The organism is Saccharopolyspora erythraea NRRL 2338 (assembly GCF_000062885.1).
Classification (GTDB): Bacteria; Actinomycetota; Actinomycetes; order Mycobacteriales; family Pseudonocardiaceae; genus Saccharopolyspora_D; species Saccharopolyspora_D erythraea.
Genome location: NC_009142.1, coordinates 4,410,770 through 4,437,107, shown reverse-complemented (window position 1 = coordinate 4,437,107; position 26,338 = coordinate 4,410,770). Strand labels below are relative to the sequence as shown.

Here is a 26,338-nt window from a genome sequence, read left to right as displayed (position 1 = left end):
ACTCCCATGCCCCAGCAGGGAGAGACCGGCCCCCGGCAGAACCAGAACCGCGCCACCGCGCCCGCGCGAACCGGCGGCGAGCCGGTCCGGTGGGCCCCGGCGGGCACCACGATCACCCTGATGACGGTCACCGGCCTGCTGGTCGTCGGCCAGCTCTACGCGGTGATTCCGCTGCTGCCCGCGATGGCGCGGGACTGGGGCGGCACCCACGCCGAGATGACCGCGACCTCCAGCCTGTTCGGCATCGCCTACGCCGTCGGCTTCCTGCTCACCGGCCCGCTGTCGGACCGCTTCGGCAGGCGCCGCGTGGTCGTCACCGGGCTGACCGCGATGGCGGTGACGACCCTGGCGATCGCGTTCGCGCCCTCGCTCGCCGCGGGCGGAACGCTGCGAGTGGTGCAGGGGCTTTGCGCCGCCGGGTTCTCGCCCGCCGCGCTGGCCTACCTGACCGAGCGGCTGGCCCCGCGCCACCGCCCGGTCGCGCTGTCGTGCCTGGTCACCTCGTTCACCGCGGCGGCGATCACCGGCCAGGTCAGCGCGCAGGCCTTGCTGGAGGTGAGCGGGTGGCAGGGCTTCTTCGCGGTCAGCGCGGCGGCGATCGCGGTGGTGGTCGTGCTGCTGCGGATCGTGATGCTCCCCGACGCACCCCAGCCGGGCGGCTCGCTGCTCACCCCGTTCCGGGTCATGGCCCGGCTGGTCGTGCGCCCGCAACTGGCGCTGGTGTGCCTGGCGGCGCTGTCGGTGCTCAGCAGCTTCGCCGGCCTCTACGTAGCGCTCCAGCTGCTCGGCCCGCCCGTGCTGGTGCGCAGCGACGGCGCGATGCTCGCGCTGCGGCTCAGCGCGTTCCCGGCGATGGTGGCGATCCCGCTGGCGGCGCCGCTGCTCAACCGCTACCGCGCCACCCACCGGGCGGGCCTGGCACTGGCCGCGGGAGCGGCCGCGACCCTCGCGCTGACCGCCGCCGGGGACTCGGTGCTGGTCGTGGGCGTGTTGATGCTGGTGTTCGTCACCGCCATCATGGTGGTCTCACCAGGGCTGACGCAGCTGGTGAGCGAACTGGGCGCACCCGCGCGTGGCGCGGCCGTGGCGCTCTACACCTTCGCCCTGCTGGTGGGCGCCAGCGTCGGACCGCAACTGGTCGCCGTGATCAGGGACGCCGGCTTCACCGCGGTGCTGGTGGTCCTCGGCGCCGTCCAGGTAGCCGGAGCGGTGCTGGTCGCGGTAGCCGGAGGACTGGCGGGCCGTGGTCGGGGACAAGCCGAACGCGAAGGAGCGCAGACGCCGTGAGCGCGCGGAACACCAACTCCCGGAAAGACGTCATCGTCGTCGGGGCGGGCCCGGTCGGGCTGTCGGCGGCGCTCGCGCTGCGGTCCTGCGGACTGGAGGTCACCGTCCTCGAGGCCGACCCCGCCAACCGGGTCCGGCCGGGCAGCCGCGCCCTGTTCGTCCACCGCGAGTCCCTGGCGCTGCTCGACCGCGCCAGTCCCGGCCTGGCTCCGGCGATCGCCGGCTTCGGTGTCATGTGGCGGACCAAGCGGACCCTGCTCGGCGGCCGGGAGGTCTACGCCAGGACCTACCCGGAGCTGCCGCCGGGCCGCATCCCGCCGTTCACCAGCCTGCGCCAGCTCGACACCGAGCGCTTCCTGCTGGAGGCGGCGAAGGTCGCGGGCGCGGACTTCGTCTGGGGTGCGCGGGTCACCGCGGTCGAGGCGGGACCGGACGAGGTGCTGCTGACCACTGAGGACGGTGCGACCCACCGCGCCTGCTACGTCGTGGCCGCCGACGGCAGCCGGTCCACGGTCCGGCGGTCGCTGGGCATCGCGATGAACGGCCCCCGCTCGGAGGGTTTCCACACCACCGTCGACATCGCCGAGGACCCCGACGACCCGATGCCGCTGGAGCGGACCTTCCACTACGAGCACCCGGGCCTGGGCTGGCGGCACGTGATGCGCGTGCCCTTCGCGGGCGGGTTCCAGATCGACGTGCAGTCCGCCGACGGCGACCGTCCGGAGGAGTTCGCCACCGAGGAGGCGGTGCGCGACTGGCTGCCGCGGGTGGTGCCGCGCAAGTACGTCGACTCGGTCACCTGCGTGGCGAACTACCGGTTCCTGCAGGTCGTCGCCGAGTCGTTCGCCGACGACTCGCGCCGGGTGCTGCTGGCGGGGGAGGCCGCGCACCTGTTCCCGCCGCTGGGCGCGCGCGGGATGAACAGCGGCATCGCCGACGCCGACGCCGCGGCGAACGCCATCGCGCTCGCGCTGTCGGCGGCCGACCCGCGGCAGGCCGGGGCGGCGGTCGAGCGGTTCGACGCCACGCGCCGCGCCGCGGCGGAGGCGAACCGCGACGCCGCGGGCACGGCACTGGCCCACCTGCGGCCGAGGCGCCGCATCACCCGGCTGCGCCAGCGCGCCGCCGCCGCGCTCTCACCGGTGGTCCCGGCGTTCGGCGAATGGCTGGAGCAGGCGACCTACGGGCCGAAGACGCCCAGACCGCATGCGGGAAGGTACTGACGTGGGCTGCTCGGTTCCGAAACCCGCCGCCGAGTCCTACGTGTGGGACCGGCGGGAAGGACTGCTCGCCGGGCCCGTCGAGGACGCTCCGATGCGGGCCGCTGACTCCTGGCTGGTGACCAGCGGCCGGGTGCGGGCGCTGGACCGGCACCGCGCGCGCTTCGGCACGGCGTTCGCCGAGCACGTGGGGCCGGAGGAGTTCGGCGAGTTCTGGCACGCCGTCGTGGCGGCGCTACCGCGCCAGGGCGACTGGTTCCCCCGGGTTGAGCTGGTCACCGCGGGACCGGAGCCGAGCCTTCGGCTGCGCGTCCGTCCCGCACCGCCGCTCGGCACGCGGATCCGGGTATGGCCGCTGGACGGTCCCGACGAGCGACGCGCGCCGCGCACGAAGGGTCCGGACCTGCCGTGGCTGGGCCGTGCACGCGCTCGCGCCGTCGACGCGGGTGCCGACGAGGCGCTGCTGACCACCGCCGCGGGAACCGTGGTGGAGGGCGCGACCTCGGCGCTGCTGTGGTGGGAGGACGACGTGCTCTGCCTGCCGTCGCCGTCGCTTCCCGTGCTCGACAGCGTCACCGCGGGACTCGTCGTCGACCGCGCCGCCGACCTGGGCGTGCCGATCGAGTACCGCGAGTGCGACCTGTCCGGGCTCGCCGGGCGCGAAGCGTGGTTCGTCAACGCGCTGCACGGCATCAGGCCGGTCGTCTCGTGGGTCGGTACCGCGGTCGAGCCTGGACCTCCTTCGCGAGCCGGTGAATGGAGCGAGTGGCTGTCCGCCCTCGCCGAGCCGCTCGCGCTCTGAACTCCCGAACCGACCCGTGAGCCTTTCGGGTCGTCATAGCAACCCAACGGACTCACGGGATCCGGATGGGCCCCGCGTCCGGGGAACCAACACCTCGACAAGGAGACATGCCATGCCCAACACCGTCGACCCGGCACGCCGGCTGATGGAGCTGATGACCGGCTACTGGAACACCCAGGCGGTCTACGTCGCCGCCCGGCTCGGCATCGCCGACCGGCTGGCGGGCACCCGGTCCACGAGCGCGGCCCTGGCCACCGAGCTCGACGTGGACGCCGACGCCCTGGGCCGCCTGCTGCGCTTCCTGGTCGGCGCCGGTGTGCTGGTGGGCGACGACCAGCAGGGCTATGCGCTGACCGAGACCGGCGAGTTGCTGCGCTCGGACGCGGACAAGCCGCTGCGCAACGTCGCGCTGCTCTACGGCGAGGAGTTCTACCGCGCGTGGGGCGACCTGCACCACTCGGTGACGACCGGGAAGTCGGCGTTCGGCCACGTCTTCGGCGACGAGCTGTTCGCCTACCTCAGCGGCAACCCGCGGACCTCGCTGTCCTACGACCGGGCCATGGTCGCGGGCACGGCGTTCTTCTCCGACGTGCCCGGTGCGTTCGACTTCTCCGCGGCGCGCAAGGTCGTCGACGTCGCGGGCGGGCACGGCCAACTGCTGGCCGAGGTCCTGCGCGCCCACCCCACGCTGCGCGGCGTGCTCTACGACGCGCCGCACGTCATCGAGGAGGTCCGCCGGGCGGGCGGTGTCGCAGCCGACGAGCGGGTGGAGCTGGTTGCGGGCGACTTCTTCGACTCGGTCCCGCGGGGCGGCGACGTCTACCTGCTCTCGCGGATCCTGCACGGCTTCGACGACGAGGCGTGCGTGCGCATCCTGGCGAGCTGCCGGGAGGCGATGGGCGAGGACGCCACGCTGCTGATCGTCGAGCGCGTGCTCCCGGAGGGGACCGAACCGTCCCTGGCGCTGGGCTACAACCTGCACATGCTGGCGGTGATGGGCAACGGCCGCGAGCGCGGCGAGCAGGAGTACCGGGTGCTGCTGGAGAAGGCCGGCTTCGAACTCGGACCGGTACGCCCGCTGCCGCTGGACGCCGCGCTGGTGACCGCCAAGCCGCGCAAGCCGTGACCGCGGACCGGCGCCGCGCGGTGGTCGACCGGGTGTTCCCAACGCCGCCGCGAGTGTGATCTCCGCCCCGCCGTGGCAGCGGCCCGAGCGGTGCACTCCGGCATCGCCGCTGGTCACGCTACTGGTTCGGTTACGCCGGGAGCCCGGCTCGGGCGCCGGATCGGGTTCGCGGGGGACGGCGTCGTGAGGGGAATGTGTGATTGCGCCCGTCGGAGGGCACCCATGGGCCAAGAGGGATTTCGAGGCCGAAGGGAGCAATCCGGTGGGCATCCTGAGTTGGATTGTTTTCGGGCTGATCGCCGGCGCGATCGCCAAGTTCATCATGCCGGGAAAGGATCCGGGCGGGATCATCGTGACGATCATCATCGGTGTGCTCGGCGGACTGCTCGGCGGCTGGCTGGGATCGGCCGTGAGCGGCGGAGGTGTGTCGGGCTTCAACGTGATGAGCTTCGTGTGGGCGGTCGTCGGATCGCTGATCCTGCTCATCATCTACCGGCTGATCTTCCACCGGGCGCGGGCGTAGCCCCCCGGACCAGCGAACGTGCGAGCTGATGCGACCGCGTTCACCGGAATCGTTCGGCGGAGGGCCCGGCCAGGCAGGTCCGGCCCTCCGCCGAACGCCGCCCTCGCCCGGCACAGGCACGCGGGGGCGATCGGCATGATCGAGCGGGAACGCGCCGCCCGCCCCGAAGACCTCGCGCGGCTGTTCGTGGAACGCGCCAACGCCGGTGACGTGGAAGGCCTCGTGGAGCTCTACGAGCCGGACGCGGTGCTGGCGTTCCGGCCGGGCCAGGTGGTGCGGGGCAGCGAACAGATCAGGGAGGTCTACGAACAGCTCCTCGTCGACCGGCCGGTGTTCACGCCGGGCGAGCCGCTTCCCGTGCTGCGCAACGGGGAAATCGCCCTCACCGCGACCAAGCTGGCGCGCGGAGTGACGACCGCGGAGGTCGCCAGGCGCCAGCCCGACGGGAGCTCTGTGGGTGATAGATCAGCCCAACCTCCGAGCGTAGGAATCTCGAAGGCTTCCCTGAGTTCACTTTGCGTGGCGGTGCTGGTGGCGGAAACCTCAGGCGTCCTCCGGCTCCAGGATCTTTTTCTCACGTATGCCTACCTATACGCCGCGAAACGCTGTCCTCGCCAGAGGACGCCTGAGAACCCGCGGCGGTGCCGGTTGGGGTGGGCTAAGATCAAGGACAGGAACTCAGGCCCGCAGCAATTGTGGTCATGGGCCAAGTGCCTGCGCGGATTCAACGGCCGAGAACAAATCCTCAGGGACGTACCGCGCCTGCCGCTGTTCCGTCCGGTGTGGACGATTCGTTGCGGGGAGCCGGTACGGTCGCGCCGCGCCAGTACCCGACCAGGTCCGCGTAGAGCGTGCTTGTTTCCAGGAGCTCCTCGTGCGTGCCGACGACGGCGGTCTCGCCGTCCATCACCATGATCCGCTGCGCCCTCATCGCCGAGCTGATGCGGTGCGCGAGCACGATCAGCGTCCCGCCGCGGCGCTGGAAGGCGGCCTCGGCCCTCGCCTCGGCCTCGGGGTCCAGGTGGCAGGTCGCCTCGTCGAGTACGACGACGCGTGCCGGCGACAACCACACCCGCGTCAGCGCGATGAGCTGGCGCTCGCCTGCCGACAGCGCGTCGGCGCCCGGTCTGATCTCGGCGTCCCAGCCGCCGAGCCGGTCGATCAGCGCGGTGGCCCCGACCGCGTGCGCTGCAAGCTCCATTTCCTCCCGCGTCGCGTCCGGGTTGAGCACGGTCAGGTTGTCCCGGACCGTGCCGGCGAAGACGTAGGCCTCCTGCGGGATGAGTGCGATCTCGCGCCGCAGGACCACGTCGGCCACCTCGGCGATGTCGACACCGCCCAGCAGCACCCGGCCGCCCTGCGGGCGCGTGATGCCGGTGATCAGGTCGGCCAGGGTGGACTTGCCGACACCGCTGGGTCCTACCACCGCCAGGTGAGTGCCGTGCGCGATGGTGAAGTCCACGCCGTCGACGACCGGGGCGGCGTGGGGCGAGTAGGCGAACCGCAGGCCCTCGACGCGGATGTCGCGAGCCAGGACCGGCAGCGCCCCGCCGGTCTCCGGGTGGACGGGGTCGCGCCGGGTGACCTCGGCCAGCCGCCCCAGCGCGACGCCCAGCGCCACCAGCCACGTGCTGCCCGCGTTCACCAGGAACCGCATGGCCGGGTCGAGCTGGTGCGCCAGGTACACGACCGCGCCTGCGACGACGCCCGCGGTGGCCGAACCGCGTGCGACCAGCCACGGCGACAGCAGCAGGAGCGTCAACAGCGGCAGGTGCACGCCGACCGCCAGGACCAGCACCCGGGCGACCCGGGTCAGCGCATACGCACGGGCCGCCCGCGCGTTCTGGTGGACCGCGGCGGCCACCGACGTGGCGGCCCGGCCCTGCGCGCCGCATGCGACGACGTCGCGGATCGCGTCGATGACCGGTTCGGCCTCGCGGGTGACCAGCTCACCGGTGAGCACGACCTCGCGCTGCCTGGCGACCAGCGTCCGCAACACCCGCAGGAACCCCAGCACGGCGAGCGCCACCATCGGCGCGACGACGGCTGCGATCAGCGGGGACAGCAACGCCAGCCCGGCCACGGCGACCAGTGCGGTGAGGAACTGGCGGGCGTTGCGCAGGACCGACGCCGCCAGGTTGCGCACGCTGTCGACCTGGTCGGTCGCCTGCGCCACGCTCGCGCCGTCCAGCGGTTCGAGCTGGGCCACCGCGCGGCGCACGGTCGCCGTGACCAGGGCGGTGACCAGGTAGTCCCGCAGCGGTTCGACGATCTCGGCCAGCCACGGGTACACCCGCCGGGTCGCCACCGCCGCCAGGCAGTGCACCGCGGCGAGGGCCGACAGCCACACCAGGCCCAGGTCCGGACGGCCCGCGAGGAACCCGCGGTCGATGGCCGCCGCCACCAGCAGGCCGGAGACCAGCGGAGGCGCGGCTTCCAGCGCCGACCAGGTGATCAGCTTCCTCATCGCGTACCGGTTGGCGCGCAGCCGCTTGCGCAACAGCTCGTACCCGGCCTGGACACTGCTCGGTTCAGCCACCGAACACCTCCCGGTAGGCGGGGTCGGACCACAACTGCGCGTGCGGGGCGAAGCCCCTGACGCGCCCTTCGTCCAGCCATGCCACCAGGTCGGCGCGCGCGGCCGTGGACGCGCGGTGCGCGACCAGCAGGCACGTGCGCCCGGCCAGCACGCGGTCGAAGGCGTGCGCGACCTGGACCTCGGTGGCCGCGTCGAGCGAGCTGGTGGCGTCGTCGAGGATCACCAGCCGCGCGTCGACCAGCACCGCCCGAGCCAGGCCGAGGCGCTGGACCTCTCCGCCGGAGAACCGCGCCTCCCGCACGGGGGTGTCGTAGCCGGCGGGGAGCTTGCGCACGAAGTGGTCGGCCCGCGCGATCCGCGCGGCCCGCTCGACCTCGGCGCGGGAGGCTCCGGGGCGCCCGTAGGCGATGGCGTCGTGGATGGTGCGGCCCAGCAGCGCGGGTTTCTCGAAGGCGTAGGCCACCGACGCCCGCAGCGCCGACTCCGAGAGCTCGGCGAAGGCGACGCCGTCGAAGGTCACGCTGCCGCCACTGGGGTGCACCAGCCGTCCGGCGACCGCGGCCAGCACCGACTTGCCGGATCCGGACCTGCCGACCGCGGCGACGTTGCTGCCTGCCGGAATCCGCAGGTAGACGTTGTCGAGCACGACCCGGTCGCCATCGCGCACCGTGACCCCGCGCAGGTCGAGCCGACCGGCCCCGATGTCGGGCACCACCGGCGAACCCGGCTCCCGGGCGGGGGTGGAGAGCACGGTGGCCACCCGCGTCGCACCGATATGGGACTTCAGCACCATCACGATGCTCTCCACGGCTTCGAAGCCGTGGACCGCCAGCAGCACGTAGCCCGCCGATGCGACGAACTCGCCCGCCGTGATCCGCTCCGCCGTCAGGGCGAATCCGCCGACGCACAGCACCGCGATCTGCAGCAGCGAGATGAGCAGCAGCAGTTGCCAACCGATCTGCCCCTGGGCTTTCCACACCGCGCGTCCGGTGATGTTGAGCTCGCCCAGCGGGCGCAGCACGCGCGCCGCGTCGCGCTGCGGGTTGCCGTTGGCGCGGATCGTGCGGGCGCCGCGCAGGGCGTCGAGGAACCGCGCGACGATGTCGGCCTGGATCTGCTGGTAGCGCAGGAAGTGCTTGGCCGTCCGCGACACGAACAACCGGACCATTCCGAAGGCGACCGGGATTCCCACCAGCAGCGTCAGCGCGAGCGTCCAGTCGATGATCCACAGCGCCACCGCGCAACCGGCCAGGGTGAGCAGTCCTACCGCGATGTTGAGCAGCACGAGCAGGAAACCGGCGGGCTTGGCGGTGTCGGTGGTCAGGCGGGAGAGCAGGTCGCCGGAGGCGAAGCGGCGGCGGCCCGCGACACCGAGCGCCAGGACGTGGCGGATGAAGCGGTTGCGCAGGTCGGCGGTGACCGCGGCCTTGTAGTAGGCGTTCGCCAGTTCCATCGCGGCCTCGGCGGCGCTGAGCACGGTCAGGACGACACCGACGTGGACGACCGCGGTCGCCACACCCGCCCCGCTCACCGCGGCGTCGATGCCCTCAGCGACGGCGGCGGGCAGCAGCAGCGCGGCGGCGGTCCTGGCGATGACCGCGGGAACCAGCACCGAACTCCACAGCGGACACTCGCGGAGGCACTCGGCGAGCAGCGCGCGCCCGGCAGCGGCGTTCTCGCCCTCGGCGCGCTCAAGCGGCAGGAAGCGCGCGAAGCCGCGCCGTCGCGGCGGCGCCATGGCGACGTCTGACATCCGACTCCTCCCTGGTACGAACGAGCGGGCGGAAGTGGCCGCGCGCGCGACCACTTCCGCCCAGCAGCGGATGTCTTGGATCAGTCCTCGTTGACGAGGGTGAGGGCGAGGCAGTTGCTCAGCAGTAGGCACTGGTCGCCGCCGCCTCCGCCGAACTGCACGCCGTCCTGGTCGACCGGCTCGGTTTCCGGAAGCTGCTGCAGAGCGGTCACGTCGAGCTCGAATTCTTCGTACATGACTTACCTCCTGGGATTTCTAGCCGGAACCGCGTTTGGTGGTCGGTCACCACCACCGGCCTGGGGGCGGGCCCCGAGCCGGAACGCACCCGATCCGCCTGCACGTCATGGGCGCCCCCACGTGCGGCAGAAGCGGGCCACGGTGTTGCGCACCACCGCGGACACACCGGTCACCACCTCGTGGTGGTTCCCGGGGACCTCCTTGTAAGTCAGATCGGCGCGGCCGGTCTCCAGCAAGCGGTCGCGCAGCTCCCTGGACTGGCCGACGGGGATCACGTCGTCATCGGTGCCGTGCATCAGCAGCAGCGGAACCGAGATCTCCGGACACAGCCGCAACACGTCGCGCGCACCGAGCTGATCGTCTATTCCGGACAGTGCTCCCAACCGCATCGCGCGGTGCCCGACCCAGGGCGCGCTCGCGGAGTGCAGGCGTGCCCCGGACAGCAGGGGCGCCAGCGCGACGCACGCCGACCACAGCTTCGGTGCGGCGCTGGCAGCCAGCAGCGAGAGGAACGCGCCGTAGCTGACGCCGAGGACCATCGGCCGCGGGAGGTCGGCGCGCAGCGAGCCCAGGTCGGCGCCGATGGCGACCACGTCGTCGAGGTCGGGCCCGCCCCAGGAATCCAGCACCGGGCTCAGGTGCTCGTGCCCGTAGCCGGTGCTGCCGCGGTAGTTCGGCGCCACGACCGCGACCCCCGCGGAGGCCAGCGCCTGGAACAGCGGCTCGAACTGCATGCGCCACGCCGACAGCGGCCCGCCGTGCAGCGCGAGCACGAGCCGGTCGGACCGCAGCCAGTCCCTGCCGTAGACGATCGCCTCGACCCCGCCGGCCGCGGCGCTCAGCCGCACGAGCTCGGCGTCCACCCACTCACCGCCCGTGCCGTCGTCCGGCAGGTACGACGTCTCCTCGCAGGAGGTGATCGTCAGCAGCGTCGTCGGCTTGGTGGGGGAGGAGAACGGCACCCGGATCGCGGCGGTGGACCAGTGCGCCCGCCCTCGGGTGACCCCGGTGGGGATGGCGAGCTGCCGCAACTGGTCGTCCTGCGGCGTGTAGACGTGCAGCGTGGTCACCGCGCCGCGCTGCCTCTGCACGAGCACCCGCTTGCCCGGCGGGTCGATCGCCAGCGCCCGGTGGCGGAGTCCGTCCTCGTCCAGCAGCTCCGGGAAGCGGACCGCGTTCGCGCCGTCGAGCCGCGCCCAGCCGAGCCGGTGGTGGCCGCCCGCGTTGGTCTCGATCACCAGAAGGCCGCTGCCCGGATGGCAAGCGACGATGCTGTCGCGGCTTTCCGGGGACAGCGACAGGATCGTCCGCCAGCGTCTCCGCCCCAGATCGACCAGCACGCCGTCGCACCGTCCCTGGCCAGTCGTGAGGTTGGCGCCCAGCAACTCGAGCCTGGGGTCCAGCCACACGCCGCCGGACACCCAACCGGGCAGCCGCAGCACGAGCTCGGCCCCGGCGTCGGTGACCCGCCAGATCGCCGACTGGCAGGCGCTCTCGCGTGCGACCAGCACTCCGAGCGCGGAGGACGTGGGGTGGGGCAGCAGGTACCCGGCGATCGCGTGGACGCGCTTGAGGACCCGGCGACCCCCCTCGGGATCGAGCAGCACGAGCTCGTGCTGCTCGGGCGAGTTGGGGAACAGCAGGACCCGGCCGTCGGCGAGCGGCTGCGCCTGGGCGCCGCGGTGGGGGGCGGGCTCCTGGCGCAGCAGCCTCGCCACGCCCGAGTCGAACCCCCACACCTCGAACACCGACTCCGCGCCGCGCGTCCGCACGCAGGCCGCGTGGCGCCCGCCGGGCGCGAAGCTGAAGTTCGACCGCACCACCGCGCTCCCGGCGGCGGTCGTGCTCGGCGCGCTCATCGCTGCCCGGTCCAGCCGCCGGCGTCGGCCATCCACCGGCGCGACCCGCCGTAGCGCAGGCGCAGCAGGAACGCCAGCACACCGCTGACTCCGTCGGCCCACTCCGCCGACACGTGCCCCTCCGGGTCGGTGAACACCGTTCGCCCGTCGCGGTAGACCCGGCGGCCGAAGACGGCGTGCGCCATCCGGTGCGCCGTGGCGACGTAGGCGGGTTCATCGAGGAAGTCGGCCATGTCGAGCACGAACTCCGCGTTCCCGGTCAGGCCGTGGCACTGGCCGACGGCGCCGGTCCGGCTGTGGTCGACCGTGGCGGACGCCGCCTTCTCGGCCATGTCCCTGGCGCGCGTGTCGCCGGTGAGCCTGGCCAGCCGCACCAGGAACGTCCCGATGCCGGAGGAGCCGTTGCACCAGTGGGGCAGCAGCGGTCCCGACGTGTCCAGCCCGCCGTGCCAACGCGCCCCGGCGTCGTCCACGACGGCGTGTCGCAGCAGCGGCCGTGCCAGTTGCTCCGCGGTCGTCTCGCACGCCGCTCCGCCGAGCTCGCCCGCCGCGAGCAGGAAGTAGCCGATTCCCGCGGTGCCGTGGGCGAAGCCGTGGAAGCGCTGGCCGGCGAAGGTGGAGTCGGCGTCCTCGGGCACCTGCCAGAACGGCCCGTCGGAGTCGTGGCGCATCGAGCGCAGCAGCGCCTCGGCGCACTGCCGGACCCGGTGGGCGAACTCGGCGTCGCCGGTGACCTGCCAGAAGTGCAGGTAGGTGAGCCCGATCCCGGCCATCCCGTGGGTGATGTCGGGGCTGAGCCAGCTGGTCGGCAGCTCCTTGGCCAGTCCCACCGCGTCGTCGGCGGCGGGGTGGTCGCGGAGCGCGTCGGCGGCGTCGTGCAGGGCCCATGCGATGCCGGCCCGGCCGAAGTGCAGCCCCGGCGGGCGGAACGCGTCCTGCCGCATGCGGCGGCGGATCCAGTCGGCCGCCGTGCCGATCGCCTCCGCGACCCGGTCGCCACCGCGCAGCCGGTAGTACGAGGTCAGAGCGCCGAGAACACCGGCGGCGCCGTGCTGGACGTTGCACGGGTCGTGGAGCGGGCGCGCCAGCGGCCAGAGCGCGTCGTCATCGCCGGGGTTCATCGTCGCGAGCAGGTGGCCGACGATCCCGTCGACCGCTTGCTGCCACTTGTCGCCGTCGAAGGGTTCGACCGCGCTGGAGCGGTGCCCCAGGCCGGGTGCCGCCGCGAGCACCGTCCGGGCGTGCGACGGAGTGGGGCGGTCGGCCGGTTCGTCGTCCATCAGTGCGGTGATCAGCGCGGTCACCGAGTCCGGGAGCTCGGTGGCCGTCACCGTGGGCAGCCACACCGACAGGCGCTCCCGCAGCGGCCGGCTCGCAGGCTCGTCCTCGGGAAGGCGGGGGTCGGCTCCGGTGAGGACGTAGGCGAGCGTCGCGCCGAGGCTGAAGCGGTCCGCCAGCTGGTGGGGCTCGTCGCCGCGCAACTGCTCCGGCGCGGCGTAGCCGGGAGTGCCCGCGGAGAGCCTGCCGGTGGTCTCCCCGGCGCGGACCGACAGCTCGAAGTCGATCAGCCACGGCTCGTCGTCGACGACGATGACGTTGTTCGGCGTGAAGTCCCGCAGCACCAGTCCGGTCTCGTGCACCGCCCGCAGCTTGTCCACGAGCCGTTCCGCCAGCCGCAGCGCGGCCGGCAGGTACCCGCGCGGCCCGTGCTGCCGGAACCGGTCGGTGACCCACCGCCGCAAGGGCGGCCCCTGGAGGTCGCGCATGGCCAGGTACAGGTGCCCGCTCTGTTCGAAGAACTCGACGACCTCGGGGGCGACGCCCAGCGGTGCCAGCGCCTCCAGCGCGCGGGCCTCGGCCCGCAGCATGTCCTGGGCGCAGGTGCCGTCCGAGCCGACGACGGTGTGCGGACGGGTCTCCTTGATCACGACCGGCTTTCCGGTGCGCAGGTCCTGAGCGCGGTAGAGACCGCCCTTGTTGGCGTGCCGGATCGCCTCCCGCACCGCGAAGCGGTCACCGAGCAGGATCCGCCTGGCGCCCGAGGACGGCGCGCTTTCGGCGGCTGGGAAGGGGCATCGCACCCACTCCGGCGGCGTGTACCGCGGCTCCCGGAGGTCGGGCACCGTTTCTCCGGTCGGGCTGTCGATGATGTGGCGGTACAGGCCGTCGTTGGTGAGAACGCGCCGGTTGACGAACGAGCCGTAGCGGTAGTGCACGATGCTGCCCGGCCGGTACGGGCGGTCCGACAGGATCACCGGACCACTCAGCCCCGTGGTCGCCAGATGCAGTGCCTCGGCGAGCCCGACCGCCTGCTCGTCGTCCTCCGGGTAGCAGGTCAGGAACTTGCCCGCGCCGTAGCGCGGCGCGTGCCCGGAGTTCAGCGCGTAGACGTGGGCCAGCGTGATCGCGAACTTGAAAGGGCGCTCGGCGTCGAGCAGAACGGGCAGGCACCGCTGCAACACCGCGCCCGCTGTCCCCATCGTGGCCGACACGTGCAGCTTCCAGCCCTGGAGCACCTCCCGGGCGCCGGACGGGGAAACCGTGCACCACGGTTCTCCCTCGGCGACGTGCCAGCGCGGTGCGTCCGCGCGGGCTCCGAGCGCGTCGCGCAGCAGCGGAACGAGATCCTTCGCGTCCGGTGTGGACAGTACGGGGGCGGGTCCGGGGCGCCCCGGGTCGGCGACGGGCCTGCCGGTCAGGAGCTCTCCGGCATCCTGACCTGCCGACTTCGGGTGTGACTCCTGCTCCATCGACCCTCCCCGTTCACCGGCCAGCAACCCCATGCTGAGTTCGGTCGGGGTCTTGCGCTCGGCGTGCGGCGCGGGTCGCGGGTGGGGTCGGTAGACCCTCGGTATGCGTCCCCGCAAGCGAGTACATTCGATCGGGACGTCGGAGGGTGAGCGGTCCGAATCTCCGTCCTCAGTGGATTGAGATCCAGCAGCACGGAAAGCATCCGGTTCCGGATTCTGGTTCACCCACGCGGGTGTTCAGCAGTGGAGGACCGTTCGGGTGGTGGGAATGCCGTCGCGCAGAGTACCCCTGTTCAGGGACGGTCCGCGGGGACGCTGATCGTGCTCATGAGGAACCCCCGATCAGCGGCCTCCCTCGCGCCTGGCCGGGCGCTCGTCCTCCAGATGGGTGCTGCCGACGATGTGCGCGCGGGTGAGCTCTCCGGCCCGGGCGCTGTCGCCCTCGCGCAGGGCGTCGATGATCGCCTGGTGCTCCTCGGCGGACTCGCGGTGGGTGCGCACGACCTTGGGTCCGTCGGGCATCGACTGCCACAGCATCCGCATCAGCGAGAGCAGCACCGGGCTCTCGGCGGCCTGGTAGATGGCGAAGTGGAAGTCGCGGTTGAGCGAGCCGTAGGAGCGGTCGTCCTCGGCCAGCCCGGCGATCCGGTCGTTGACCGACTGGATCGCCGACAGCCGCTCCGAGGTGATCCGCTTGGCCGCCAGCTGCGCGGCCAGCGACTCCAGCGCGGCGCGGATCAGGTAGTTCTCCTCCTTGGCGTCGAACGCCGACTCGGCGACCGTGGCGCTGCGGTGCGCGTCGGTGGTGATCAGGCCCTCCGACTCCAGCCTGCGCAGCGCCTCGCGGACCGGTGTCGGGCTCACGCCGAGCCGGTCGGCCAGGTCGCGCTGGCGCAGCGTGGTTCCCGCCGCCAGCTCACCGGTGACGATCATCTCCCGGAGCATGCTGGTGACCAGTTCGGTCTTGCTGGTGTACAGCGGCTGGGACAAGGCCTCATCCGTTCTCTGCGTCGCCGCGCCCGCGCTCCAGCAGTTCCGCGCAGCGCAGCAGGGGGTCGGTCGTGGGGGCGAGGAACTGCACGCCGGTGGGCAGTCCCTCCGGTCCAGGCAGGCCGGGCACCGACAGCGCGGGTACTCCGGACACCGAGGCCAGGGAGGTCGCGGAAGCGTGCGCGGCCTGCACCGGCAGCATCCGGCCCGCGCATCCGGTCAGCTCGTCGCCGATCCTGCTCGCCAGCACCGGTGAGCTCGCCATCAGCAGCGCGTCGACCTGGCCGAAGGCGTCGTCCAGCCCGGCGATGATGGAGCGCCGGACCGCGAGCGCCCGCCGGTAGTCGGCGTCGGCGACCCGTGCGCCGAGCCGCAGCACATCGCGCACCTGCGGGCCGACCTGGTCGGGGTCGGCGGGCCACCAGTGCCGTGCCGACTCCGCGAGCATGATCACGTAGGACGCCGCCATGGCGAGGTCGGAGTTGCGCACGGCGACTTCCACCGCCTCCACCCCGGCTTCGCGCAGCCGGAGCACTGCGTCGTCGATGGCGGCGGCGACCGGTGGCTCGACCCGCCTGGCCCAGTGGTCGCGGATCACGCCGACGCGGCGCACGGGCGGCCCGGACGGTTCGGCACCGAGCACGGTCAGCGCGACTCGGCAGTCGGAAACCGTCGCACCCAACACCCCTGGTGCGTCCTGCGTCGGGGCGAGGGGCGCGACGCCATCGGTTGGGAGCGTGCCGACCCCGGCCTTGATGCCGACCACGCCGCACAGCGCGGCGGGGTTGCGGATCGAACCGCCGGTGTCGGTGCCCAGCGCGACCGGGACGACGCCCTCGGCCACGGCGGCGGCCGAGCCACCGCTGGAGCCGCCGGTGATCCGCGCCGGGTCCAGCGGGTTGCGGCAGCCGGGGGTCACCATGCCCCAGGCCAGCTCGTGGGTGCGGGTCTTGCCGATCACGACCGCGCCCGCGTCGCGCAGCCTGCTCACGATCGCCGCGTCCCGCTCGGCGCAGTGGTGGCCGAGATCGCGCGTGCCGCAGCGGGTCCAGGCCCCGGCGACGTCGATGTTGTCCTTCACCGCGACCGGAATCCCGTGCAGCGGGCCACGATCGGTCCCGCCGGCCAGTTCGCGGTCGGCCACCGCGGCGTCCTGCGCCGCGCGTTCGGGCAGCAGCTCGACGAACGCACCGGTCGCGCTGTTGCGCGCGGCGTCGAGCGCCCGGGCGACCAGCTCGGTTGCGGTCGTGCCGGAAGACCGCAACCGAGCCGCGAGTCCGGTGACCGAGGCGCTCACAACTCCGCTCGCCACAGCTTCGCCACCGCCTTGTCGAGTTCCGAGGTGTCCAGCGGCTCGCGCAGCTCCGAGCGCCGCAGCTTGCCCATGCTGTTGCGCGGGAGGGAGTCGACGAAGAACACCTGCTTCGGGCACTTGTACGGTGCCAGCAGCTTCCTCGCGTGGGCCACGACCTCCTCGGCAGAGACCTGCGACTCCGCGACCACCCACGCGGTGACCTGCTCGCCCCAGCGCCGCGACGGCAGCCCGGCGACCGCCGCGGAGGCGACCGCGGGGTGCTTCTCCAGGGCGAGCTCGACCTCGCGGGGGTAGACGTTGAGCCCGCCGGTGATGATGAGCTCCTTCTTGCGTCCCGTGATGCGCAGGTAGCCGGTGTCGGCGTCGATCCGGCCGAGGTCGCCGGTCCGGAACCAGCCGCCGGGGTGGAACGCCTCGGCCGTGGCCTCGGGGAGGTTCCAGTAACCGGAGAACACCTGCGGCCCGCGGAGCAGGATCTCTCCTTCGGTGCCGTCCTCGATCGGCTCGCCGGAGTCCGTGCCGACGCGGAGCTCGACGCCCGGCAGCGGCAGACCCACCGTGCCGGGCAGGCGAGGACCGTCGAGGGGGTTGGAGACGTCGAGCCCGCTCTCCGTGCTGCCGTAGCGTTCCAGCGGTGGTTCGCCCATGACCGCCGCGATCCGCTCGGCGAGGTCCGGCGACAGCGGCGCCGAGCCGCTGACCGCCAGCCGCAGGCTCGGAGCGCCCAGCGCGTCGGGGACCTCGGCCACGAGGCGTTCGTGGACCGCGGGTACCGCGAACAGCACCGTGGCGCCGTGCCGCTGGATCGCATCGCCGAGCTCGGCGGCGTCGAAGTGGGGCAGCACCACCGCCGACGAACCGGCCAGCAGCGTGGCGTGCACGCCGCCGAGCCCGTGCTGGTGGCTCAGCGGCAGCGAGTGCACCAGCACGTCGCCGGCGCTCCAGCGCCACGCGTGCATCGCGGCCCGGATCGACGAGAGCAGGTTGGCGTGGGTCAGCGGCACGCCTTTCGGTGCGCCCGTCGTACCGGAGGTGTAGGCGAGCAGCGCGACGTCGGCGGAACCGATCCGGGGCAGCGGACCCGGTTCGAGCCCGGGGAGCGGCTCGTCGAGCGAGACCGCGTTCGCGACGTCGACCAGCGCGGACGCGGGCCGGGCGGCGAACGCCCACGACGCCTGGCTGTCGTCGACGAGGTGGGCGAGCTCGTCGCCGGTGTAGGCCGGGTTCGCCAGCACGACGATGCCGCCGGCGCGCAGGATCGCCAGGTAGGCCACCACCAGTGCGGCGGAGTTGCCACCGCAGAGCAGGACCCGGTCGCCGGGGGCGAGGCCGCGGCTCAGCAACCAGGACGCGGTGCCCCGGCTGCGCTCGTCGAGCACGCGGTGGCTCAGCCACTGATCGCTCTCGGAGGGGAAGAGCAACGCGGGCCCGTCGTCGGGGCGCAGCGTTCCCGGCAGCGTGCCCGCGGCGAGGTTTTCGACGTTGGTTTCGGGGCCGTGGCGCAGCCACGCCGTCCGGTTTCGGGACTCCTCGGATACCGCCAATGCGTCCTCCAGCACGCCGGGTCCGCCGAGCTTTCGCCGGTGACGCCAACGAAAAGCGCGTTCTACGCTCGGGTTCGTGCGAGGTCGGGCGAAGGCTGGACCACCAGGTTTGCGATATGGTATATCAAATCGCACGACGTGTCAGGCGGACGGCAACCGAGAGGAGAGCCGTCATGGACCCTGTCCCCAGCGCGAACGTTCGCCGGTCCCGCCCTTCCTCCCCGCCGCGCCCGGATGTCGCGTGGCATCGACGGCTTTCGGACGTGACCGCGCCACCGCTCCCGGCAGGCGAGGCGGGTGTCTGTGCCGATGCGGCCGCCTTGCTCCGGACCGTCGGCGCTCGGCCGAGTCGCCCGGCTGACGCGGCCTGGTCCTCCGGCCTTCGACAGGGCGGCCTTGTCGGTGCTGCCGTGCATCGGCCGGTCGACCGCCTTCCGAGCCGCGGCGCCGGCGCGGGCGTGCGCTGGACCGTCGATCCGGGACAGGGCCGCCTTGCCGGTACTGCCGTGCATCGGCCTGCTGGCACGGCCATGCAACTCTCCGCCGCCACCCGACGAAGCCGCGCCGCCGAGAGGGCCACCGCGCATCAATTCGCCGCCACCCGATGGAGCCGCCCCGCTGACATGACCGGGCGCCGGTCCACCGGCCGCCCACGGAGCCGTACGCCCGGCATGGCCGCCATGTACTGCGCCACCGCCCGGCCGAACCGCGCCGCCGGCGCGGCGATGCGCCGGTCTGCCGGCCTCCGGCAGGGCCGCCCCACCAGCGCGGCCCTGGCCACAGACACCCCACAGTGCCGCTGCCTGGCGACCGGCGTGCGAACCATCGCGCGGTCCGCGACGGTAGTGCCAACCCTCGCGCTGTCCGGCCGGTCGTGCGGTCGCCGACCGGGACCGCTCACCGCCGCGCGAGACCGTGCGTTACCGCGCCGATTGGAGTCCGCGTGAAGCCGGCACCGTTCGAGTACCACCGCGCGCACGACGTCCGCGGCGCCGTCGAGCTGCTCACCGAGCTCGGCGACGACGCCAAGCTGCTCGCGGGCGGCCAGAGCCTGGTAGCGATGATGAACTTCCGGCTGGCACGACCGGCCGCGCTGGTCGACGTCGGCCGTGTCGACGGCCTGCGCTACCTGCGTTCCGACGGCGCCGCGCTGCGCATCGGCGCGCTGACCACGCACCACGAGGTGCAGACCGCCCGCGCACCGCGGCTCCCCGACTCCTTCGGCGTGCTCAGCAGGGCGGCGCGCTGGATCGGCCACTACCCGATCCGGACCAGGGGCACCGTCGGCGGCAGCCTCGCACACGCCGACTCCACCGCCGAGTGGTGCCTGCTCGCGGTCCTGCTGGACGCCGAGATCGTCGCCGAGAGCACCGGCGGGCGCCGCTCGATCCCGGCGGCGGAGTTCTTCTCCGGCTTCCTCGACACGGCCCTGCGACCCGACGAGATGATCGTCGAGGTCGTGTTCCCGTGCCCGGCGCCGCACGCCGCGCTGACGGAGTTCGCCCAGCGCGCCGGGGACTTCGCGATCGTGGCCGCCGCCGTGGACCTCGACGTGGCCGACGGGGTGTGCCGGGGCGGGCGGATCGCACTGGGCGGGGTCGACGCGGTGCCGGTCCGGGTCCCCGAGGCCGAGGCGGTCCTGTCCGGGGCCGAGCTCGGCGACGAGTTGTTCACCGCCTGCGCCGACGCGGCGGCCACCGCGATCGAGCCGGGCGACGACGCGCACGGCAGCGCCGACTACCGCCGGATGCTGACCCGCACGCTGGTCGCTCGCGCGTGCCGGGAGGCGACGGCGGTATGACCGGGCACGGACAGGGCTGGATCGGCAAGTCGTTCGCCCGCAAGGAGGACCACCGGTTGCTGACCGGTCGCGGCTCCTTCGTCGACGACCGCCCGAGGCCGGACGCGTTGCACGCCGCGTTCGTCCGCAGCCCGGTGGCCTCGGCGGTCCGCGCGTCGGTCGACCTGTCCGAGGTGTCCGGTGTGGACGGTGTGCGGGCGGTGTTCACAGATGGGGAACTCGGCGTGTCCGGGCTGACCGCGCTGCTGGACCGGCAGGAGTTCGTCGCGACCTCGATGCCGATCCTGGCCGCCGGGTCCGTGCGCTACGCCGGTGAACCGCTGGCGATCGTGCTCGCGGATGATCCCTACGCCGCCGAGGACGGCGCCGAGCGCGCCGCGGTCGACTTCGAAGCGCGGCAGGCGGTCACCTCGATCGAGGAGGCACTGGCACCCGGGGCGCAGGGCGTGCACGACGAACTCGCGGCCAACACGTTCCTCGACGTCGCGTCGTTCAGCGACGACGAGATCGACGACGTCTTCACCGGCGCGCACTGCGTCGTGCGGACGGCGCTGCGCACGGGCAGGCAGAACGCCTTACCGCTGGAACCCAGGGGTTGCCTGGCCGAGTGGGTGGACCGCGACGAGCAGCTCGTCCTGCACGTCTCCAGCCAGGTGCCGCACCAGGTCCGCACCGCCGCCGCGCGCTGCCTGGGGCTGGCCGAGCGGCAGGTGCGGGTGGTGGTGACCGACGTCGGCGGCGGATTCGGGCTCAAGAGCGTGGTCGGGCGCGAGGAGATCGCGGTGGCCGCGGCGGCCCTGCGGCTGCGCAGGCCGGTGAAGTGGATCGAGGACCGCTCCGAGGCGCTGTCGGCCAGCTTCCACGGCCGCCAGCAGCAGTACGACGTGCGGGCCGCGTTCGACGCCGAAGGCCGCATCCTCGCCCTGGACGCCGACATCCGCTGCGACGTCGGCGCGTACTCGGTGTTCCCGTTCACCAGCGGGGTCGAGCCGCTGATGGCCTCGGCGGAGCTGCCCGGCGTCTACCGCGTTCCGCGCTACCGGGCGCGGGCCAGGGCGATCGCGACGAACAAGGCGCCGACCGCGCCGTACCGCGGTGTCAGCCGCCCGCAGATCGTGGCCGTGATGGAGCGCCTGATGGAGCGCGCCGCCCGCGAGCTGTCGCTGGACCCGCTGGAGCTGCGACGCAGGAACCTGATCGACTCGTTCCCCTACACCGGCATCAACGGCATCACCTACGACCCGGGCTCCTACCGCGACTCGCTCGACCTCTGCGAGCGCCGGCTGCGCGAGGAGGGCTGGTTCGACTCCCGCGACGGCGACCGGCGCATCGGGATCGGCTTCGCCTGCTTCAACGAGCGCACCGGGTACGGCACAGAAGCGTTCGCGCAGCGCAAGATGGCGGTCGTCCCCGGCTACGACATCTCCGAGGCGCGGATGGACCCCGGCGGCTCGGTCACGGTGACCACCGGCACCTCGGCGCACGGCCAGGGCCACGAGACGACGCTCGCCCAGATCGCGGCCGACCAGCTCGGCCTGCACCCGGACCGGATCAAGGTGCGCCAGGGCGACACCGACCTGGTCTCCTACGGCTGGGGCACCTTCGCCAGCCGTTCGGCGGCCATCGGCGGCGGCGCGGTCCGGCTCTCGGCCTCCCGGCTGGCCGACAAGATCCGGACGGTGGCCGCGCACCTGCTCGACACCGAGGCGGGCAACATCGACCTGGCCGACGGCTGGTGCCGCCGCCGCGACACCCCGGGGGACGGGATGCCGATCGCCGAGGTCGCCGAAGTCGCCTACCTGCGGGCGAACCGGCTGCCCAAGGACGTCGGCCCCGGCCTGTCGGCCGAGGCGTCCTTCGACGTGCTGACCTCCGGCACGTTCTCCAACGCCACCCACGGCGTCGTGGTCGAGCTCGATCCCGGCACCGGCAGTCCGCGCATCCTGCGCTACCTCGTCGTCGAGGACTGCGGCGTGGTGATCAACCCGAAGATCGTCGACGGCCAGGTGCGCGGTGGTGTCGCGCAGGGCATCGCGGGTGCGCTGTACGAGGAGATCGGCTACGACTCCGAAGGCCAGCCGACCGCGGGCAGCCTGATGGACTACCTCGTGCCGACCGCCTCGGAGATCCCCGAGATCGGCGTCGAACACCTGGAGACGCCGTGCGCGTTCACCGAGACGGGTGCCAAGGGGATGGGCGAGGGCGGCACCATCGGCGCTCCCGCCGCCATCCTCAACGCGGTCAACGACGCCCTGCGCGGCACCGGCGTCGAGCTCGACGCGCTGCCCGTCCGGCCGGAGCACATCCACCGAGCCCTGGAGCGCAACCGATGAAGGACCAGCACCTGATCAGCCTGACGGTAAACGGCGAGCCCCACGAGGTCCTGGCCGAGTCCCGGCGCACCCTGGCCGACGTGCTGCGCCACGACCTCGGCTACACCGGCACGCACCTGGGGTGCGAGCACGGGATCTGCGGGGCGTGCACCGTCCTGGTCGACGGTGTGCCCGCGCGCTCGTGCCTGATGTTCGGCGTGCAGGCCGACGGCGCCGAGATCGGCACCGTGGAGGGCCTGGCCGACGGGGACCGGCTGTCGGACCTGCAGGAGGCGTTCTCCCGCAGGCACGGCTTGCAGTGCGGGTTCTGCACACCGGGCTTCCTGATGCTCGCCGAGGCGTTCCTGGCCGAGAACCCCGACGCCACCAGGGAGGAGATTCGCGAGGCGGTCTCGGCGAACCTGTGCCGCTGCACCGGGTACCAGGGGATCGTCGAGGCGGTCGCCGACGTCGCGGAGAGCAGGCGGGAGCGGGCATGAGCACCACCAGCGCGCCGACCGCGGGCACCGCCGTCGGGCACCGCGTCATCGGCACCAGCGTGCGCAGGCACGAGGACGACCGGCTCCTGCGCGGCCTGGGACGCTTCGCCGACGACGTCGACCGCATCGGCCAGGCGCACGCCCGGGTGGTGCGCTCCGGCTCGGCGCACGCCGAGATCCTCGGCGTCGACACCGCGCAGGCGCGGAGTGTGCCCGGTGTGCTCACCGTGATCACGGGCGCGGAACTGGCCGGTATCCCGCCGATCCCCATCAGGCTGCCGCGCGGCGACGAACCCGCCGAGAGCCTGCAACCGGTCCTGGCCGTCGACCGGGTCCGCTACGTCGGCGAACCGGTGGCCGTGGTGGTGGCGGAGGACCCCTACACCGCCGAGGACGCCGCCGAACTGGTCGTGGTGGATCTGCGGGAGCTTCCCGCCGCGGTGGAGGCGGCCGGCACCAAGCCCGTCGCCACGCTGGAGGCCGGATACGGCGACGTCGCCGGGGCGTTCGCGGCGGCCGAGCACGTCGTCGAGCTCGAGCTGGAGGTCGGCAGGCACGCCGCCGTGCCGCTGGAGACGCGCGGACTGGTCGCCGAGTACGACGTGGCCGCGCGGACGCTGCAGGTCTGGGGTGCGACCAAGGTCCCGGTGTTCAACCGCGGAGTGCTCGCGCGGATGCTGGGCATGCCGCAGGAGCGGATCCGCCTGCACGCGATGGACACCGGGGGCGGATTCGGCGCGAGGGGCGAGTTCTACCCCGAGGACCTGCTGATCCCGTGGCTCGCCCGGCACCTGCGGCGGCCGGTGAAGTGGACCGAGGACCGGGCGGAGAGCCTGGTCGCGCTCAACCACTCCAGGCAGCAGCGCCACCGCGTCGCCGCCGCCTTCGACGCCGACGCGCGCCTGCTCGCGCTGCGCGACGAGATCGTGCACGACAACGGCGCCTACCTGCGCACGCACGGGCTGCTGGTGCCGGAGCTGACGATCGGCATGCTGCCGGGGCCGTACCGGGTTCCGGCCTACCACGCCGCGGTCGACGTGGTGCTGACGAACAAGACGCCGTGCGGCACTTATCGCGCGCCCGGCCGCTACGAGGGCACGTTCGCCCGGGAGCACCTGCTGGACGTCGCGGCCGACCGGATCGGCATCGACCGCGCCGAGCTGCGCCGTCGCAACCTGCTGCGAGCCGACGAAATGCCCCACGTCCGGCCGTTGCGCGCGCTCGGCACCGACGTCGTTCTGGACGCGGGCGACTACCCGGGGCTGCTCCGCACCGCGCTGGAGCGGACGCTGCCGTGGCGGGCCGAAGCCGAGCGGCTGCGCGCCGAGGGCCGCACGGCGGGCTTCGGGTTCGCGATGTTCCTGGAGAAGAGCGGGCTCGGTCCGCACGAGACCGCCGACGTGCTGGTCGAACCCAGCGGGCTGGTGCGGGTGCACTCGGGCGGCACGTCGCTGGGCCAGGGCATCGAGACGGCGCTCGCCCAGATCGCCGCCGACCGGCTGGGCGTCGACTACACGTCGGTCCGCGTCGTCAACGGCGACACCGAGCTGCAGCCGTTCGGACTCGGGTCGTGGGCCAGCCGCTCGACCGTGCTGGCGGGCAACGCCGTCGACCTCGCCGCCCAGGCCGTGGTCGAGCGCGCCCGGCAGGTCGCCGCGCTGATGCTCGACGTGCCGCGGGCGTGGGTCGAGCAGGACGGGGCCGGCTTCGCCGCCGACGGCCGGCGCGTCGAGCTGGCCGAGGTCGCCGCCGCCTGCGCGCCCGGCAGCAGGTACCTGGAGGCCGGGGTCGCGCCGGGGCTGCAGGCGCGCCGCGTCTTCGAGGTCGACCACATGACCTACCCCTACGGCGTCCACGTGGCGCTGGTCGAGATCGACCGGGGGACCGGGCACGTCTCGGTGCTGCGCTACCTGGTCGCCTACGAGGTGGGCCGGGCCATCAACCCCGCCCTGGTCGAGGGTCAGCTGCTCGGGGGAGTGGCGCAGGGGCTTGGTGGTGCGGTCTACGAGAACTTCCACTACGACGAACAGGGACAGCCCCAGGCGACGACGTTCATGGACTACCTGCTGCCGACGGCCGCTGAGGTCCCAGGTGTCGTCGAGGCGCTGGTGACCGAGGACGCGCCCAGCCCGGACAACCCGCTGGGCGTCAAGGGCGCGGGCGAGGGCGGGATCACCGCCGTCGGCGCGGCCGTCGCCAACGCCGTCCGCGACGCCATCGGCCTGTCCGGAGACGTCGGGCACCTGCCGCTGGCACCGCGGCGGGTCGCCGAGCTCGCGAACTGACGTGCTCGCCGCGGCGAGAGGGAGGAGTTGCCATGCGGCTGACCAACGAGGTGGTGCTGCCCGCGCCGCCGGAGCAGGTCTTCGACCTGATCAACGACGTCGAACGGGTCGCGCCCTGCATGCCGGGGGCCACCCTGCAGGGGCGCTCGGGCGATGACGGCTACCAGGGCAGGGTGAAGGTCAAGGTCGGGCCGATCTCGGCCGCCTACAGCGGGGTCGTGCGGTTCCTGGAGGTCGACCGCGCGGGCAGCAGCATCGTCCTCGACGCGCGGGGCGCCGACCAGCACGGCGGCGGCGCGGCCGAGGCCAAGGTGCGGGTCCGGGTCCGCCCGCACGACGAGGGCAGCGTGTTGTCGCTGGACACCGATCTGGTGATCCGGGGCAAGGTCGCCCAGTTCGGACGGGGCGCTCTCGGGGACGTCTCGCAGAAGCTGATGGAGCAGTTCGCGGGCAACCTCAGCGGCCTGCTCGCCGAGCCCGCACCCGCCGCCTCGCCGGCGGAGCCCGCCCCTGCGCCGCCGGCCGCCGCCCCCGCGGCGGAACCGCGGGCGGCCGAAGCCGAGCTCGACGGGATGTCGCTGGTCGCGTTACCGCTCGCCAAGCGGATCGCGCCGCTGGCCGCCGCGCTCGCAGTCGGTGTCGTCGCGGGCAGGCTGCTGGGCGGCCGGGGCAGGCGGCGCGGTGTGCTGGCCGACGAGATCGTCGACGCCACCGTCCGCGTCGGTGCCGACCGCTACACCCTGCCCGCCCGCCGCGTCGTGACACTGCTGGGGCGCCGATGAGCACGTCGTTGAGGCCTTCCGAACCCCAAGCCGGCGTTCTGCTGCTGGCGCTGGACCGGCCGAAGGTCCACAACGCGCTGGACCTGGAGCTGGTCGCCGCGCTGCGCAAGCACATCTCCGGCGCCGGTCCCGGCACCCGGGCGATCGTGGTGTGCTCGCAGACCTCCGGGCGCTTCTGCGCGGGAGCCGACCTCGCGGTCCCCGACGCCGAGCGCAAGGCGGTCAGCGACGAGCTGTACGCGCTGTTCGAGCAGATGATCACCGCGCCGGTACCGATCGTCGCGGCGATCGACGGCGCCGCGGTCGGCGGTGGCGCGCAGCTCGCGCTGGCCTGCGACGTGCGGCTGGGCTCGGAGCGCGCCCGCTTCCGCTTCGTCGGTCCCGCGCACGGGCTCTCGGTGGGGCCGTGGGCGCTGCCGTCCACGGTCGGCAGGCACGCCCTCGAACTGATCTTCAGCCAGCGGTTCGTCGAGCCGGAGGAATCCGTCCGCATCGGACTGCTCGACCGCGTCGCCGACGCCCCGCTGGCCGAGGCGCTCGCGGTCGCGCGCACCGTGACCGGCCTCGACCCCGACGCGGTGCGCAGGGCCAAGGAGCACGTCGTGCACGGCGAGCGGCTGCTGGAAAGGCTCGCCCGCGAACGCACCGAGAACGGCGCCGTGTTCACCGGGGAGGTTCCCCGCAGGTAGCGGCCGCGGCCGCGAGATGAGTCC

The 26,338-nt window shown here is 73.2% G+C and carries 19 protein-coding genes and 1 pseudogene; 12 read left to right on the top strand and 8 right to left on the bottom strand.

Annotated elements, in window-relative coordinates:
• The first annotated feature begins 6 nt into the window (after positions 1-6).
• The 6 genes and pseudogenes from SACE_RS19570 to SACE_RS39940 all read left to right on the top strand — a co-directional run.
• Positions 7-1,287, top strand: a complete 1,281-nt coding sequence (locus tag SACE_RS19570; protein WP_011874217.1) for an MFS transporter — start codon at positions 7-9, stop codon at positions 1,285-1,287.
• Positions 1,284-2,510 carry an FAD-dependent oxidoreductase gene (locus SACE_RS19565; RefSeq protein WP_009946673.1) on the top strand — a complete coding sequence of 409 codons (1,227 nt, stop codon included), beginning with the start codon at positions 1,284-1,286 and terminating at the stop codon, positions 2,508-2,510. The genes SACE_RS19570 and SACE_RS19565 overlap by 4 nt, the downstream gene beginning before the upstream one ends.
• Positions 2,494-3,309: an aminotransferase class IV gene (locus tag SACE_RS19560; protein ID WP_231849702.1), complete on the top strand. Its 816-nt coding sequence runs from the start codon at positions 2,494-2,496 to the stop codon at positions 3,307-3,309. Before SACE_RS19565 ends, SACE_RS19560 begins: the two co-directional genes overlap by 17 nt.
• A 112-nt stretch (positions 3,310-3,421) precedes the next feature.
• Positions 3,422-4,435 carry a methyltransferase gene (locus SACE_RS19555; RefSeq protein ID WP_009946676.1) on the top strand — a complete coding sequence of 338 codons (1,014 nt, stop codon included), beginning with the start codon at positions 3,422-3,424 and terminating at the stop codon, positions 4,433-4,435.
• 262 nt (positions 4,436-4,697) lie between these two features.
• Complete coding sequence (locus SACE_RS19550; RefSeq protein ID WP_009946677.1) at positions 4,698-4,958, top strand: GlsB/YeaQ/YmgE family stress response membrane protein; 261 nt, start codon at positions 4,698-4,700, stop codon at positions 4,956-4,958.
• Positions 4,959-5,093: 135 nt separating this feature from the next.
• Positions 5,094-5,240 (top strand): annotated as a pseudogene (locus SACE_RS39940) (DUF4440 domain-containing protein); the annotation flags it as partial.
• 463 nt (positions 5,241-5,703) lie between these two features.
• Here the strand turns inward: SACE_RS39940 and SACE_RS19545 are convergent.
• The 8 genes from SACE_RS19545 to SACE_RS19515 form a co-directional block, all read right to left on the bottom strand.
• Entirely contained in the window at positions 5,704-7,497 is a 1,794-nt protein-coding gene (locus tag SACE_RS19545; protein WP_009946679.1) for an ABC transporter ATP-binding protein, read from the bottom strand.
• Entirely contained in the window at positions 7,490-9,250 is a 1,761-nt protein-coding gene (locus tag SACE_RS19540) for an ABC transporter ATP-binding protein (RefSeq protein ID WP_009946681.1), read from the bottom strand. Before SACE_RS19540 ends, SACE_RS19545 begins: the two co-directional genes overlap by 8 nt.
• 80 nt (positions 9,251-9,330) lie before the next feature.
• The gene (locus SACE_RS38360) at positions 9,331-9,486 is read right to left on the bottom strand and encodes a VenA family class IV lanthipeptide (RefSeq protein WP_009946683.1); all 156 of its coding nucleotides are present in this window, start codon (positions 9,484-9,486) and stop codon (positions 9,331-9,333) included.
• A gap of 105 nt (positions 9,487-9,591) precedes the next feature.
• Positions 9,592-11,346 (bottom strand): alpha/beta hydrolase family protein, encoded by a 1,755-nt coding sequence (locus SACE_RS19535; RefSeq protein ID WP_021342106.1) that lies wholly within the window; start codon positions 11,344-11,346, stop codon positions 9,592-9,594.
• A complete protein-coding gene (gene lanL, locus SACE_RS19530; RefSeq protein ID WP_009946686.1) occupies positions 11,343-14,096 on the bottom strand; it encodes a class IV lanthionine synthetase LanL in 2,754 nt (917 codons plus the stop codon). Before lanL ends, SACE_RS19535 begins: the two co-directional genes overlap by 4 nt.
• A gap of 342 nt (positions 14,097-14,438) precedes the next feature.
• Positions 14,439-15,086 carry a GntR family transcriptional regulator gene (locus SACE_RS19525; RefSeq protein WP_009946687.1) on the bottom strand — a complete coding sequence of 216 codons (648 nt, stop codon included), beginning with the start codon at positions 15,084-15,086 and terminating at the stop codon, positions 14,439-14,441.
• A gap of 4 nt (positions 15,087-15,090) precedes the next feature.
• On the bottom strand, positions 15,091-16,383 hold the full coding sequence (locus SACE_RS19520; protein ID WP_009946688.1) for an amidase: 1,293 nt from the start codon (positions 16,381-16,383) through the stop codon (positions 15,091-15,093).
• The gene (locus SACE_RS19515) at positions 16,380-17,960 is read right to left on the bottom strand and encodes a class I adenylate-forming enzyme family protein (RefSeq protein WP_231849701.1); all 1,581 of its coding nucleotides are present in this window, start codon (positions 17,958-17,960) and stop codon (positions 16,380-16,382) included. The genes SACE_RS19520 and SACE_RS19515 overlap by 4 nt, the downstream gene beginning before the upstream one ends.
• A gap of 928 nt (positions 17,961-18,888) precedes the next feature.
• Here SACE_RS19515 and SACE_RS19510 point away from each other — a divergent pair.
• From SACE_RS19510 to SACE_RS19485, 6 genes are read left to right on the top strand one after another with little or no spacing between them, the layout of a single operon-like run.
• On the top strand, positions 18,889-19,746 hold the full coding sequence (locus SACE_RS19510) for an FAD binding domain-containing protein (RefSeq protein ID WP_009946690.1): 858 nt from the start codon (positions 18,889-18,891) through the stop codon (positions 19,744-19,746).
• Positions 19,743-22,079, top strand: coding sequence for a xanthine dehydrogenase family protein molybdopterin-binding subunit (locus SACE_RS19505; protein WP_009946691.1), 2,337 nt, complete (start codon positions 19,743-19,745; stop codon positions 22,077-22,079). The genes SACE_RS19510 and SACE_RS19505 overlap by 4 nt, the downstream gene beginning before the upstream one ends.
• On the top strand, positions 22,076-22,558 hold the full coding sequence (locus SACE_RS19500) for a (2Fe-2S)-binding protein (RefSeq protein ID WP_009946692.1): 483 nt from the start codon (positions 22,076-22,078) through the stop codon (positions 22,556-22,558). The genes SACE_RS19505 and SACE_RS19500 overlap by 4 nt, the downstream gene beginning before the upstream one ends.
• Positions 22,555-24,843, top strand: coding sequence for a xanthine dehydrogenase family protein molybdopterin-binding subunit (locus SACE_RS19495; RefSeq protein WP_009946693.1), 2,289 nt, complete (start codon positions 22,555-22,557; stop codon positions 24,841-24,843). Before SACE_RS19500 ends, SACE_RS19495 begins: the two co-directional genes overlap by 4 nt.
• Before the next feature lie 32 nt (positions 24,844-24,875).
• Positions 24,876-25,625 carry an SRPBCC family protein gene (locus SACE_RS19490; RefSeq protein WP_011874212.1) on the top strand — a complete coding sequence of 250 codons (750 nt, stop codon included), beginning with the start codon at positions 24,876-24,878 and terminating at the stop codon, positions 25,623-25,625.
• Positions 25,622-26,314, top strand: coding sequence for an enoyl-CoA hydratase/isomerase family protein (locus tag SACE_RS19485; RefSeq protein ID WP_231849700.1), 693 nt, complete (start codon positions 25,622-25,624; stop codon positions 26,312-26,314). The genes SACE_RS19490 and SACE_RS19485 overlap by 4 nt, the downstream gene beginning before the upstream one ends.
• Positions 26,315-26,338 lie beyond the last annotated feature (24 nt).

Excerpts from the sequence above, each read along its gene's own strand:
- SACE_RS38360 (WP_009946683.1), bottom strand. The coding sequence starts at position 9,486 with ATGTACGAAGAATTCGAGCTCGACGTGACCGCTCTGCAGCAGCTTCCG.
- SACE_RS19570 (WP_011874217.1), top strand. The coding sequence starts at position 7 with ATGCCCCAGCAGGGAGAGACCGGCCCCCGGCAGAACCAGAACCGCGCC.
- SACE_RS19505 (WP_009946691.1), top strand. The coding sequence starts at position 19,743 with ATGACCGGGCACGGACAGGGCTGGATCGGCAAGTCGTTCGCCCGCAAG.
- SACE_RS19535 (WP_021342106.1), bottom strand. The coding sequence starts at position 11,346 with ATGAGCGCGCCGAGCACGACCGCCGCCGGGAGCGCGGTGGTGCGGTCG.
- SACE_RS19500 (WP_009946692.1), top strand. The coding sequence starts at position 22,076 with ATGAAGGACCAGCACCTGATCAGCCTGACGGTAAACGGCGAGCCCCAC.
- SACE_RS19540 (WP_009946681.1), bottom strand. The coding sequence starts at position 9,250 with ATGTCAGACGTCGCCATGGCGCCGCCGCGACGGCGCGGCTTCGCGCGC.
- SACE_RS19560 (WP_231849702.1), top strand. The coding sequence starts at position 2,494 with ATGCGGGAAGGTACTGACGTGGGCTGCTCGGTTCCGAAACCCGCCGCC.
- SACE_RS19490 (WP_011874212.1), top strand. The coding sequence starts at position 24,876 with ATGCGGCTGACCAACGAGGTGGTGCTGCCCGCGCCGCCGGAGCAGGTC.
- lanL (WP_009946686.1), bottom strand. The coding sequence starts at position 14,096 with ATGGAGCAGGAGTCACACCCGAAGTCGGCAGGTCAGGATGCCGGAGAG.
- SACE_RS19555 (WP_009946676.1), top strand. The coding sequence starts at position 3,422 with ATGCCCAACACCGTCGACCCGGCACGCCGGCTGATGGAGCTGATGACC.
- SACE_RS19495 (WP_009946693.1), top strand. The coding sequence starts at position 22,555 with ATGAGCACCACCAGCGCGCCGACCGCGGGCACCGCCGTCGGGCACCGC.
- SACE_RS19485 (WP_231849700.1), top strand. The coding sequence starts at position 25,622 with ATGAGCACGTCGTTGAGGCCTTCCGAACCCCAAGCCGGCGTTCTGCTG.